At 71.9% G+C, this 13,154-nt stretch carries 9 protein-coding genes; 7 read left to right on the forward strand and 2 right to left on the reverse strand.

The annotated features are described in order from the left end of the window. Positions 1-58 precede the first annotated feature (58 nt). The 4 genes from LCC91_RS09180 to LCC91_RS09195 all read left to right on the forward strand — a co-directional run bounded on the left by LCC91_RS09180 (position 59) and on the right by LCC91_RS09195 (position 5,648). A complete protein-coding gene (locus LCC91_RS09180; RefSeq protein WP_043703966.1) occupies positions 59-1,231 on the forward strand; it encodes an acyl-CoA dehydrogenase family protein in 1,173 nt (390 codons plus the stop codon). A gap of 30 nt (positions 1,232-1,261) precedes the next feature. After that, the gene (locus LCC91_RS09185; protein ID WP_043703963.1) at positions 1,262-2,374 is read left to right on the forward strand and encodes an acyl-CoA dehydrogenase family protein; all 1,113 of its coding nucleotides are present in this window, start codon (positions 1,262-1,264) and stop codon (positions 2,372-2,374) included. A gap of 115 nt (positions 2,375-2,489) precedes the next feature. Next, a complete protein-coding gene (locus tag LCC91_RS09190; RefSeq protein WP_143897968.1) occupies positions 2,490-4,148 on the forward strand; it encodes a GMC family oxidoreductase N-terminal domain-containing protein in 1,659 nt (552 codons plus the stop codon). A 123-nt stretch (positions 4,149-4,271) separates the two neighbouring features. Continuing rightward, on the forward strand, positions 4,272-5,648 hold the full coding sequence (locus LCC91_RS09195) for a coniferyl aldehyde dehydrogenase (RefSeq protein WP_390612134.1): 1,377 nt from the start codon (positions 4,272-4,274) through the stop codon (positions 5,646-5,648). A 3-nt stretch (positions 5,649-5,651) separates the two neighbouring features. Here LCC91_RS09195 and LCC91_RS09200 read toward each other — a convergent pair whose 3' ends face one another. Both LCC91_RS09200 and LCC91_RS09205 read right to left on the reverse strand, forming a co-directional pair. Then, on the reverse strand, positions 5,652-7,802 hold the full coding sequence (locus tag LCC91_RS09200; protein ID WP_143897972.1) for a bifunctional [glutamate--ammonia ligase]-adenylyl-L-tyrosine phosphorylase/[glutamate--ammonia-ligase] adenylyltransferase: 2,151 nt from the start codon (positions 7,800-7,802) through the stop codon (positions 5,652-5,654). Positions 7,803-7,913: 111 nt separating this feature from the next. Next, complete coding sequence (locus LCC91_RS09205; protein ID WP_143897974.1) at positions 7,914-8,471, reverse strand: HNH endonuclease; 558 nt, start codon at positions 8,469-8,471, stop codon at positions 7,914-7,916. A gap of 56 nt (positions 8,472-8,527) precedes the next feature. Between LCC91_RS09205 and LCC91_RS09210 the strand changes: the two genes are divergently transcribed. The 3 genes from LCC91_RS09210 to lspA are packed head-to-tail and all read left to right on the forward strand — an operon-like array spanning position 8,528 to position 13,011. Continuing rightward, the gene (locus LCC91_RS09210) at positions 8,528-9,592 is read left to right on the forward strand and encodes a bifunctional riboflavin kinase/FAD synthetase (protein WP_224440899.1); all 1,065 of its coding nucleotides are present in this window, start codon (positions 8,528-8,530) and stop codon (positions 9,590-9,592) included. Then, positions 9,589-12,489, forward strand: a complete 2,901-nt coding sequence (gene ileS / locus LCC91_RS09215; protein ID WP_143898403.1) for an isoleucine--tRNA ligase — start codon at positions 9,589-9,591, stop codon at positions 12,487-12,489. The genes LCC91_RS09210 and ileS overlap by 4 nt, the downstream gene beginning before the upstream one ends. A 12-nt stretch (positions 12,490-12,501) precedes the next feature. After that, positions 12,502-13,011, forward strand: coding sequence for a signal peptidase II (gene lspA / locus LCC91_RS09220; protein ID WP_043703946.1), 510 nt, complete (start codon positions 12,502-12,504; stop codon positions 13,009-13,011). The last annotated feature ends 143 nt before the right edge of the window (positions 13,012-13,154 follow it).

Genomic DNA, 13,154 nt, shown 5'->3' on the forward strand with positions numbered 1-13,154 from the left:
CAGCGCCGCACCGAACGACCGTGCTTGAATGTCGCCTCGACCGCGAAGGAGACGATGCATGGATCTGGCCTTTACGCCCGAGGAGCGGGCGTTTCGTGACGAGGTGCGCGCGTGGATCGCCGCGCATCTGGACCCGGCGCTGGCCGCCAAGGTGCACGCCGGGCTGCGCCTGAGCAAAGATGACATCCAGGGCTGGGCGCGCACGCTGGGGCGACAGGGGTGGCTCGCCTACCGCTGGCCGCGCGCCTTTGGCGGCCCGGGCTGGACGGTGGTGCAGCAGCACCTCTTCGACGAGGCGCTGGCCGAGGCCGGCGCGCCCCCGATCCTGCCGTTCGGCCCGGTGATGGTGGCGCCGGTCATCATGGCATTCGGCACGCCCGAGCAGCAGCAGCGCTTTTTGCCGGGCATCGCCAGCGGCGAGGTGTGGTGGTGCCAAGGCTACAGCGAACCCGGTGCCGGCTCCGACCTGGCAAGCCTGCGCACCCGCGCGGAACGGGTCGGCGACCACTATGTCGTCAACGGACAAAAAACCTGGACGACGCTGGCCCAGCACGCCGACTGGATCTTCTGTCTGGTGCGCACGAGTCACGAGGGCAAGCCGCAGACGGGCATCAGCTTCCTGCTGATCGACATGAAGTCGCCCGGCGTGACGGTACGCCCGATCCGGCTGCTCGACGGCGAGTACGAGGTCAACGAGGTGTGGTTCGACGACGTGCGCGTGCCCGTCGACAACCTGATCGGCGAGGAAAACAAGGGCTGGACCTACGCCAAATACCTGCTGTCGCACGAGCGCGCCAACATCGCCGACGTCAACCGCGCCAAGCGCGAGCTCAAGCGCCTGAAGCGCCTGGCGCAGGCCGAAGGCGTGTGGGACGACGCGCGCGTGCGCGACCAAATCGCGCTGCTGGAGGTGGACATCGTCGCGCTGGAGATGCTGGTGCTGCGCGTGCTGGCCGCCGAGAAGAGCGGCAAACCGGCGCTCGAGATCGCCGCGCTGCTCAAGATCCGCGGCAGCGAGATCCAGCAGCGCCTGACCGAGCTGATGATGTTGGTCGCGGGGCCGATGGCCCTGCCCTACCGCGAGGCGGCGCTGCACACGCTCACCCCACCCGACAGCGACGATGCGCTCGCTCCGCTGGCTCCAAGCTACTTCAACATGCGCAAGACGACCATCTACGGCGGCAGCAACGAGGTGCAGCGCAACATCGTCGCGCAGACGCTGCTCGGCTGACGCACGACGACAACGGGTGAGGACAGGGCCATGGATTTCGATTTCACCGACGAACAGGTCCAGCTGCGCGATGCGGTGCAGCGCTGGGCCGACAAGGGCTACGACGTGGAGCGCCGCCGCGCGATCATCGACGCGGGTGGCTTTGACGAGGGCGCGTGGCGTGAACTCGTCGAGCTGGGGCTCACGGGCCTGACGGTGCCGGAGGTGCACGGCGGCGCGGGGCTGGGCGCCGTGGAGGCGATGGTGGTGATGGAGGCGCTCGGCCACGGCCTGGTGCTGGAGCCGCTGGCACACAGTTTCATTGCCAGCGCGGTGTTGCAGCGCCACGCGGACGCGGCGTTGCAGCAGGCGTGGCTGCCGCGGCTGGCGAGCGGGGCGCGGCTGGTGCTGGCGCACGTGGAGCGCCGCAGCCGCCACCGGCTCGACGTCTGTGACACCGCCGCCACCGCGGTGGGCGACGGCTGGCGCGTGCGCGGCCGCAAGGTCGTCGTGCCGGCGGGCGACCGGGCCGACGCATGGCTGGTGCCGGCGCGCGTCGATGGCACGCTGGCGATGCTGCTGGTCGAGGCGGGCGCGCCGGGCGTCAGCGCCAGCGGCTATCCGACGCAGGACGGCAGCCGCGCCGCCGACGTGGTGTTCGACGATGCCCCGGCGCGGCTCGTGACGCGCGACGGCGAGGCGGCGCTGGCGTGGGCGGTGGACGTCGGCATCGCGCTCGTGGCGGCGCAGGCGGTGGGCGTGATGGACCGGGCGTTCGGGCTCACGCGTGACTACCTGCAGACGCGGCGGCAGTTTGGCGTACCCATCGGCAGCTTCCAGGCGCTGCGGCACCGGCTTGCCGACATGAAGATGGCGCTGGAGCTGGCGCGCAGCATGAGCTATTACGCGACCCTCAAGCTCGGTGAACCCGAGGCGGTACGGCGCGCGGCGCTGGCGCGCGCCAAGGTGCAGCTCGGCCAGTCGATGCGCTTCGTCGGGCAGCAGGCGGTACAGCTGCACGGCGGCATCGGCGTCACCGACGAGTGCCTCATCAGCCACTGCTTCAAGACGCTGACGCAACTGGAGCTCACCTTTGGCGACACGCTGCACCATCTGGGCGAGGTGGCGGCGCGTATGACCGACGAGGCGGGCGTCGCGGTTTGAACGCGCGGACGGCCACGACGACCCCGCCGACGCGTCGCGGCCACGACAGATCGAACGCCGGTATCGGGGACAACCCGATACCGGCGTTACTGCGTCCAAGCCACGATCGGGCTTGATGAGCGACCGCGCGTACGACACCGACTTCCTCGTCATCGGCTCCGGCTTTGGCGGCAGCGTGGCCGCGCTGCGGCTCGCGGAAAAGGGCTACCGCGTCACGGTGCTGGAGCAGGGCCGCCACTGGCGCCCGCAGGATCTACCTGCCACCAACTGGGACTTCGGGCGCTGGCTGTGGCGGCCCGAGCTGGGCTGGCGGGGGTTTTTCTCGCTGCGGTTTTTCCGGCACGTCGTGGTGCTGCACGGCAACGCGGTGGGCGGCGGATCGATCACCTACGCCAACACGCTGCTGGTGCCGCCGGAGTCTGTCTGGCGGCAGGGCAGCTGGGCCGGCCTCGACGCGTGGGATCGGGTCATGCCTGCCCACTACGCCGAGGCCGAACGGATGCTCGGCGTCACCGTCAACCAGCGCCCGGCGGCGGCGGACGAGCGCCTGCGGGCGATGGCGGCCGCCACCGGCGTCGCCGACACCTGGCACCTGACGCGCGTGGGGGTGTTTTTCGGGGACGAGAGCGCCCCCGGGGATTGCGACCACCCCGACCCCTACTTTGGCGGTGAGGGCCCACCGCGGCGGTCGTGCACGGGTTGCGGCGGCTGCATGGTCGGCTGCCGGGTCGGCGCCAAAAATACGCTGGATCGCAACTACCTGCACCTGGCGCAGCGGCGCGGCGCGGTCCTGCACGCGCAGACGCGCGTCACGCGCATCGTCCCGCTGCCCGCGCCCGACGGACGGGCCGACACCACGGGCCGCCACGGCTACACGGTGCACGCCGTCTGTTCGTCGGACGGGCGCAAGCGGGCTGTGCGCTGGACCGCGCGCGCCGTCGTCTGCGCCGCGGGTTCGCTCGGGACACAGGCGTTGCTGATGGAGGCGCGCCGGCGCGGCGATCTGCCGCACCTGTCGTCGGCGCTCGGGCACCACGTGCGCACCAACGCCGAGTCGCTGATCGGCGTGCGCTGGCCGGGGTGTACCGAGGACCTCTCGCGCGGCGTGGCCATCGGCTCGGCGATCCGGCTGGACGCCTACACCACCGTCGAGGCCACGCGCTACCCCGCCGGCTCGGACGCGATGGCGCTGCTGTCCACCGTCATGGGCCGCGACGGCTCACGACTCGGCTGGGCGGGCGCGCTGCTGCGCGGGCTGCTGACGGCGCCGGGCGCCACGGTACGGCTGCTGCGGCCGCGCGGCTGGGCGCGCGAGTCGATGATCCTGCTGTGCATGCAGACGCTGGACGGCACGCTCACGCTCGAGTGGCGGCGGCCGTGGTGGTGGCCGTTTCAGTACCGGCTGCGCAGCCGCGGCGCCCCGCTGCCGCACCGCATCCCGGTGGCGGAAGACTTCGCGCGCCGGGCCGCAGCGGCCACCGGGGGCGTGCCGATGGCGTCACTGCCGGAGGTGCTGTTCCACATCCCGATGACGGCGCACTGCCTGGGCGGCGCCGTGATGGCCGCGACCCCGCGCGACGGGGTCTGCGACCGCTGGCAACGCGCGTTCGGACAGCACAACCTCTACCTCGTCGACGGGTCGGTGATCGGCGCCAACCTCGGCGTCAACCCGAGCCTGACGATCACCGCGCTGGCCGAGCGGGCGATGCAACGCATCGCGCCGGTCGCCGCCCAACGCTGGGACGCCATCGGCGAGCCGATCGCGGCATACTGACGCCCGCGCCCCGCCCGCGATGACGCTCCCCGTTCCCCGTACGCGATGAACGCTTTCCGCACCGATTTGGCGGCCCTGCCGCCCGAGGACACCACCACCGTGCTGCGCGCGCAGCTCGAGCGCATGCGGCGGGCCTTCGCCGCCCGTGCGCCGAGCACCGCGGCACAGCGCCGCGACGCGCTGGCGCGGCTGCTGCGGGCCGTGCTCGACCACGAGGACGAGTGGGTGCGCGCCATCGACGCCGACTTCGGCCGCCGCAGCGCCACCGAGACGCGGCTGCTGGAGCTGGGGCCGCTGGCCGATGAGATCCGTTATCTGCGACGCCATGTGGCACGCTGGATGCGTCCGCAGCGCGTGCCCGTCAACCCGCTGTTCTGGCCGGCGCGCGCGCGCATCGTGCCGCAGCCGCTCGGGGTGGTGGGCATCATCGGCGCGTGGAACTACCCGCTGCAGCTCACGCTGTCGCCGCTGGCCAACGCACTGGCGGCGGGCAACCACGTGCTGCTCAAACCGTCGGAGCTGGCCCCGCACACGGCCGCGCTGCTGCAGCGGGTGCTGGGCGAGGTGTTCGCGCCGGAGGAGGTGTGCGTCGTCACCGGCGGGGCGGACGTCGCGGCGGCGCTGGCGGGGCTGCCGCTCGACCACCTGCTCTTCACCGGCTCGACGCGCGTCGGGCGGCTGGTGATGCAGGCCGCGGCCGCCCAGCTCACGCCGGTGACGCTGGAGCTCGGCGGCAAGTCGCCCGCGATCGTGGGGCCGGGCGCCGATCTGGCGCAGGCGGCGGACCGTATCGCCACCGCCAAGGGCTGGAACGCAGGCCAGACGTGTATTGCGCCGGACTACTGCCTCGTGCCGCGCGAGCGGCGCGACGCGTTCGTCGCCGCGTTACGCGACAGCGTGCGCCGGCGCTGGCCGCGCGGCGCGGCCGATCCGGACTATACGGCGCTGGTCTCGTCCGCCGCATGGGAGCGGATGCAGCGCCTGGCACGCGAGGCCGCGGACAACGGCGCCACGCTGGTGCCGCTGATGGACACCGCCGCGCAACCCGACGTGCGAGCGATGGGGCCGGTGGCCGTGCTGGACCCACCGGCGGACTGCGCGCTGATGCGCGAGGAGATCTTCGGCCCGCTGCTGCCGGTGCTGCCCTACGACTCGCTGGAGCAGGCGATCGCCCACGTCAACGCCGGGCCGCGGCCGCTGGCGCTGTACCTGTTTGAGCGCGACGCGCGGGCGATCGAGCACGTGCTGCAGGCCACCACCAGCGGCGGCGTCACCGTCAACGACTGCATGCTGCACCAGCCGCAGCACGCGCTGCCCTTCGGCGGCGTGGGCGCGAGCGGCATCGGGGCCTACCACGGGCGCCACGGGTTCGAGCGCTTTTCGCACCGCAAGGGCGTGTACCTGCAGCATCCGCTCGTGGGTGCGGTGTTCGACCGCTGGGTACGACCGCCCTACGGGCCGTTCGTCACCCGGCTGCTGCGCTGGATGCTGCGCCGCTGAGCGTCAGCCGCCCACGCCGATCGTGCGCCACAGCCACCACGCGACGGCTGCGGCCACCGCCACCAGCAGCAGCCACCACGCCCACCCCCCGGACGCGGACGCGTCGGGGTCGGCGCTGCGCTGCGCGCCGGCCGGCAGCACCGCGACCGCGGTCAGCCGCTTGCCGAACGGGATGCCGATGCGCGCGCGGATGTTGACCGCCCAGCCGTTGGCGTCGAGCAGCGGGCCGATGTTGCGCTGGCGCAGCTTGAACCACGCCAGCAGCACCGACGGCCCGGAAATCAGCACCATCAGCCCGAGGACGACCAGCGGCATCTGCCACCACGCCAGCTGCAGAAACCCCGTGACCACGGCCGCCAACGCGGTGCCGATCGCCCCCAGCGCCAGCCCGATCGCGGCGAAGATGCCCGCGAACCGGGCGATGTCGAACGCCTGCTGGCCGGCGGGTTTGGCGCCCGCCCCCTGCTGCACCGCGTCCGCGCCGTCGGCCACCCGCTGCGCGGCCTGGGCCTGCACGGCCTGCTCGCGCGCCGCGGCGAGTTTGCGCACCTGCTCGCCCACGAGGCGGGCGATGCGCTTGTACGGGGCCCAGAACGCCTCGCGCACGCTGATCGGGTTGTCCACGACGCGCACCACGCGCGCACTCCAGTCACGCCCCATGCGGTCGACGAAGACGCCGTTGCGGCCGGGGACCATGAAGTCCGGCACGTCGCCTGCGGTCAGCGCGGCGACGATGGTCATCGGGGCCTCGCCCGCCCGCTCGCAGTGGCAGTACAGCAAGTACAACCCGCTGTACGCGGCCAGCTGGGCGTGCGCGGCAGCGTCCGCCACCGGCAGGCACAGGTGGCATTCGCGCTGGTCGATGTAGAGCGTGCCGGCCTGAAACGCCGCGGGCTGTGCCCCGCCGTAGAAATCGGCGAAATTGACGACGTTGCGCAGCAGCGTGCCGAGGTCGCGGCGCCAGTGCAGCAGGCGCTGCAGCGATGCGAGCCGCTGCGCGAGCGGTTCCGCCTCGCGGTCATGTGCGATGAGCGCGCGCAGCCGCGCCGCGACCGCCTCCCCTTCCCACGCGTCCAGCCACGCGGCGTCCCATTCGGCCACCGGCGTGTCGGGGCGCTGCGCCTCCCACGCGCGCCACGCCGCGAGCCGCGCGCGCAGGGCCTGCCAGTCGTCGGCGTGCAGTGCCTCGCGCGGCCCGAGCAACGGCAGCACGGCGGCGTCGCGCAGCGTGGCGATCGCCGCCGCCCACGCCGGGTTGACCCGCGCCGGCTCCAGCGGCACCGTCGGCTCGGGCTGCACGTGCGCCAGCGGCAGCACCGCCAGCGCGTCGTCGGCCGCGTCCAACAGCCGCTCGCCCAGCGCCTGCAGCGGCTCCGGGGACCAGTCCAGTGTGGCCGCCGCGCGCGCGTCGAACCCCGCGAGCCGGCAGCGCGTGTAGTGGTCCTCGACCTTGGCGGCGACGGCATCGACCGCGCGCAGCGCGGCGGCCATCGCCGCGGCATCACCCGGCGGCTGCGCGGCGCGCCACGCCCGCACCGCCGCGACATCGCATTCGATCGCATCGAGCGTCACCTCGTCGAGGCCGGGCTCGCCGCTGCGGTCCGCGACGGCACCGCGCGCGGCGGCGATGCGTTCGATCCACGCCGCCAGCGCGTCGTCGCCGGCCAGCGCCACCGGCACCACCCCGTCACCGTTCGGGCGCTGCGGCGGAAAGACCTGTGCGGGATCGGCCATGTCGGCCAACGTCAGGACGTCGGCGTCGGGCCGCCCGACCCGCGCCAACAACTCGCGCGCCGCCTGCCGCAACGCAACGCCCTCGTCGTCGTCGGCCAGCGCCGCCAGGGGCAGCGCGTCACCCAGCGTCAGGATCAGCCCCGGGTCGCGCAGCCGCTCGCACACCCAACGCACGGCCGCGCGTACCTCGGGCAGCCGCACGCGGCCGTCGCCGTCGGTGTCGAGCGCGGCCAATGTCCGCGGCTCGATCGCCAGCCCTGCCGTCGGGCAGGCGAGCGCCGCCCACAGCTTGGGGTCGAGGGTGTCGAGCGCGCGCAGGTCGTCCGCCGATTCGAGGCGCGCCTGGTCGACCCCACCGGCACGAAAGAAGCGCCAGCGGTGCCCGCCAGCCGGGGGCGGCGTAACGTCGGGACGGGTCATGCCGGGCTCCTGTGCACGAGGGCCGGCCGGCGGCCGGCTTCGCGCCCATCGTAGCGCGTCGCGCGGCCCGGCCGCGGGCCGTCACGGCCCGTCGAGGGTAAACCCCGACCGTCAGGCGTGCAGCCGCGAGTGGCGCGGCAGGTGCGCCATCAGAAACTCCATCTGGTCCGCCAGGATGCGGCGGTTGCGCAGGATGAAGTCCTCCCACAGGCTCGGCACGTAGGGCGCGTACAGCAGCGGCATGTGCGCCTGCTCCGGCGTGCGGTTGCCCTTGCGGTGGTTGCAGGCGCGGCACGCCGTCACGACGTTCATCCAATGGTCGCGCCCGCCCTGCGCCAGTGGCACGACGTGCTCGCGCGTCAGTTCGCCCTCGTCGAAGCGGTCGCCGCAGTACGCGCACAGCTGCCGGTCGCGCGCGAACAGCTTGGCGTTGGACAGCGTGGGAACGATATCGAAGGGGTTGATGACCATGTGCCCGCGTGTGCCGATGATGGAGTGGATTTCCACCACCGACTGCAGCCCGGTGCGCGCGTTGTGGCCGCCGCGAAACGTGGCGATGTGGGCCCCCGCCACCCAGCGCACGTCGCCGGCGGCGTAGTGCAGCACCGCCTCCTCCAGCGTCAACCACGCCTGGGGCAGGCCCTGAGCCGTGAGCTTGAGCACCCGCATAGCTGTGTCATAGTACCGCGCTTCCACGACATTCGCATGACACCCCCGCGTCGACCATGCACATCACCTACGGCCTGCACAACCTGCGCCGGCGACCCGCCCAGCCGCGGGCGCTGACGATCGGCAATTTCGACGGCGTGCACCGCGGCCATCAGGCGATGCTGGCGCTGCTGATCAACGAGGCGCGTCACCGCGGCGTGCCCGCGTGCGCCGTGACGTTCGAGCCGCACCCGCGGGACTTCTTCGCCGCGCGGCACCGCCGCCCGGAGCTGGCGCCGGCGCGCATTGCCACGCTGCGCGACAAGCTGGCGGAGCTGCGCCGCTGCGGTATCGACGAATGCGTGATCCTGCCCTTCGACGAGACGCTCGCGGCGCTGTCGGCCGAGGCGTTCATCGACGACGTGCTGATTGGGGCGCTGAACGCGCGTTATGTGCTCGTCGGCGATGACTTTCGCTTCGGCGCGCAGCGCCGCGGCGACTACGCGCTGCTGGACGCCGCGGGCGAGGCACGCGGCTTCGACGTGGCGCGCATGCTCAGCTACGAGGTCCACGGCGGGCGCGTGTCCAGCTCCGCGGTGCGCGAGGCGCTGGCCGCGGGCGACATGGCGCGCGCCGCGGCGCTGCTCGGGCGCCCGTACGCGATCAGCGGCCACGTCGTGCACGGGCGCAAGCTGGGCCGCGCCCTGGGCGAAACGGCCGCGGGTCTCGGCGATGGCTTTCGCACGCTCAACCTGCGCTTCGACCACTGGAAGCCCGCCGCCAGCGGCATCTTCGTCGTGCAGGTGTACGGGCTGGACCCGTCGCCGCAGGCGCCACCGTTGCCCGGTGTGGCCAACCTGGGCGTGCGGCCGTCGCTCGACCCCGACGACGTCAACGGCGGGCGCGTGCTGCTCGAAACCCACTGCCTCGAGTGGCCCGAGCGCGTGCGCCAGGCACTCGCGCGCGCCCCGGTGCCCGGAGAGGCCTACGGTAGAATCATCCGCGTCGAGCTGCTGCACAAGCTGCACGACGAGCGCCGGTACGACAGTCTGGCCGCCCTGTCGGCGGGTATCGCCCAGGACTGCGCCGACGCCCGCGCCTGGTTTGCCGCGCACGGCCCCACCCCCGCCCGCCCATCATGACCGATCGCCGCGATTCCGCCCCGGCCCCCGACTACAGCCACACGCTCAACCTGCCGGACACGCCGTTTCCGATGCGCGGCAACCTGCCGCAACGCGAGCCGGGCTGGGTGCGGCAGTGGGAGGAACAAGGCATCTACCGCCGCCTGCGCGAGGCGCGCGCCGGGGCGCCGAAGTTCATCCTGCACGACGGCCCGCCGTACGCCAACGGGCGCATCCACATTGGGCACGCGGTCAACAAGGTGCTCAAGGACATGATCGTCAAGGCGCGGCAGCTTGCCGGCTTCGACGCGCAGTACGTGCCCGGGTGGGACTGCCACGGCCTGCCGATCGAAAACGCCATCGAAAAGCTGCACGGCCGCGGCCTTTCGCGCGACGAGATGCAGGCCAGGGCGCGCGCCTTTGCCACCGAGCAGATCGCGCAGCAGATGGCCGACTTCAAGCGGTTGGGCGTGCTGGGTGACTGGGAGCGCCCCTACCGCACGATGGATTTCAAGAACGAGGCCGAGGAAATCCGCGCGTTCAAGCGCGTGATGGAGCGCGGCTTCGTCTACCGGGGCCTGAAACCCGTGTACTGGTGCTTCGACTGCGGCTCGTCGCTGGCCGAGTTCGAAATCGAGTACGCCGACAAGGGCAGCCAGACGCTGGACGTGGGCTTCCTCTGCGCCGAACCGCAGCGGCTGCTGCTGGCCTTCGCCAGTGCCAGCCCGCTGCCACATGCCGATCTGGTGTCACTGGCGCAGCGCCCCATCTACGCCGTCATCTGGACCACCACCGCGTGGACCATCCCCGCCAACCAGGCGCTCAACGTCAACCCCGAACTGCCCTACGCGTTGGTGGACACCCCGCGCGGGCTGCTGATCCTGGCCGAGGCGCTGGTCGAATCGTGCCTGCAGCGCTATGGGCTGACCGGCGAGGTGTTGGCGGTGGCGCCGGGCCGCGTGCTGGATCGCATCGCCTTCCGCCACCCGCTGGCGCACGTGCACCCGGGGTATGACAGGCTCTCGCCGGTGTACCTGGCCGACTACGCCACCGCCGAGGACGGCACCGGTATCGTGCATTCGGCCCCCGCCTACGGCGTGGAGGACTTCCACTCGTGCACCGCGCACGGGCTGGCGCTGGCCGACATCCTCAACCCCGTGCAGGGCAACGGGGTGTACGCGGCCGATCTGCCCCTCTTCGGGGGGCAATCCATCTGGAAGGCGGCGCCGGTCATCATCGACACGCTGCGCGACGCCGACCGGCTGTTCGCGACACACGCCATCACACACAGCTACCCCCACTGCTGGCGGCACAAGACCCCGGTCATCTACCGCGCCGCCGCCCAGTGGTTCATCCGCATGGACGCGCCCACCGAGGCCACGCGCGGCATCTTCGCCACCGACCCGGCCCCGCGCTCGCTGCGCGAGATGGCGCTGGAGGCGATCGAGCACACCCGGTTCTATCCGGAGAGTGGCCGCGCGCGCCTGCGCGACATGATCGCGCACCGGCCCGACTGGTGCATCAGCCGCCAGCGCTCGTGGGGCGTGCCGCTGCCGTTCCTCCTCGACGTCGACAGCGGCGAGCCGCACCCCCGAACACCCGAGATCGTCGATCTGGCCGCCGAGGTGGTCGAGGCCGGCGGCATCGAGGCGTGGAGCAAACTCAGCGTCGCCGAGATCCTGCAGCGCATCGGTGACCCCGCCGACCCCGCGCGCTACACCAAGAGCACCGACATCCTCGAGGTCTGGTTCGACTCCGGCACCACGCACACCACCGTGCTCAAGGGCAGCCATGCGGGTGCGGGCCACGACAGCGGGCCGGAAGCCGACCTCTACCTGGAAGGCCACGACCAGCACCGCGGCTGGTTCCACTCGTCGCTGCTGACCGCGTGCGCGATGTACGGCCGCGCGCCCTACCGCGGATTGCTCACCCACGGCTTCACCGTGGACGGCCAAGGTCGCAAGATGAGCAAGTCGCTCGGCAACGTCGTCGCGCCGCAGGAGGTGAGCGACAAGCTCGGCGCCGAGATCATCCGGCTGTGGGTGGCCGCCACCGACTACTCGGGCGACCTGGGCATCGACGACAAGATCCTCGCGCGCGTGGTCGACAGCTACCGCCGCATGCGCAACACGCTGCGCTTTCTGCTGGCCAACATCAGCGACTTCGACCCCGCGCAGGATGCCGTGCCGCCCGAACAGCTGCTGGAGATCGACCGCTGGGCGCTCGCGCGCACCGCGCAACTGCAGGCCGAGATCCTGGCCCACTACCACGACTACGAGTTCCACCCGGTGGTCGCCAAGGTACAGGTGTTCTGCTCCGAGGACCTGGGCGCGTTCTACCTGGACGTGCTCAAGGACCGGCTCTACACCACCGCGCCCAAGAGCCTGGCGCGGCGCAGCGCCCAGACCGCGCTGCACCAGATCACGCACGCGATGCTGCGCTGGATCGCGCCGTTCCTGTCCTTCACTGCCGAAGAGGCGTGGGCGCTGATCGGGCACAGCCCCAGCATCTTCACCGAGACCTATCTGCCGCTCGCCACGCCGGACGAGGCGCTGCTCGCCAAATGGGCGCGCATCCTCGCCATCCGCGACGCGGTCAACAAGGCGATCGAGGACGAGCGCGCCGCGGGCCGCATCGGCCCCTCGCTGCAGGCGCAGGTGACGCTGACGCTGCCGCCGGAGGACCACGCGCTGCTGGCCAGCCTGGGCGACGACGCCAGGTTCGTGTTCATCGTCTCGGCGCTGACACTGGCCGCGGGCAATGCGCTGGCCGTCGCGGTCACGCCGTCGCCGCACCCCAAGTGCGCGCGCTGCTGGCACTGGCGCGCGGACGTGGGCCACGACCCGGCGCACCCGCACCTGTGCGGCCGCTGCACGAGCAACCTGTACGGCGCCGGCGAAACCCGGCACGCCGCCTGACGCTGCGCACCAATGGCCAAGGGGTCTTCCAAGGGGATGCTGACCTGGCTCGGGTTGGCATTTTGCATCGTGCTGGCGGATCAGATCACCAAATGGCTGATCCTGGCGTTCTACCGACTTGGCGACGTCACCCCGATCACGTCGTTTTTCAACATCGTGCGCGTGCACAACACCGGGGCGGCGTTTTCGTTTCTGGCCCACGCGGGCGGCTGGCAGCGCTGGTTCTTCACCGCGGTAGGGGTGGGGGCGGCGGTGTTCATCGTCTGGCTGCTGCGCGCGCACAGCAGCCAGCGGCTGTTTGCGTTCTCACTGTCGTGCCTGCTGGGCGGCGCCATCGGCAACGTCATCGACCGGCTGGTGCACGGCTACGTCGTGGACATGCTGGACTTCCACTTCCGCTGGCTGGCGCCGCTGTTTCCGGGCGGGCATTTCCCGGCGTTCAACGTCGCGGACACCGCGATCACGATCGGCTCGGCGGGACTGATCCTCGACGAACTGCTGCGGGTGCGCCGCAGCCGGTGACGATACCGATCTCGCCAAGCCGTCAACACCATGAACGCCCCAGACCGGCGCAGACCAAAAACGGGGCGCTCTATCGCGGTGCTGCGGTATGCTTGGACGTGAGAAAAAGGCGCCAACCGCCCTGTGGGTGGTTGACAAGTTGG

Origin of the sequence: Tepidimonas taiwanensis (genome assembly GCF_020162115.1) — a bacterium.
Classification (GTDB): Bacteria; Pseudomonadota; Gammaproteobacteria; order Burkholderiales; family Burkholderiaceae_C; genus Tepidimonas; species Tepidimonas taiwanensis.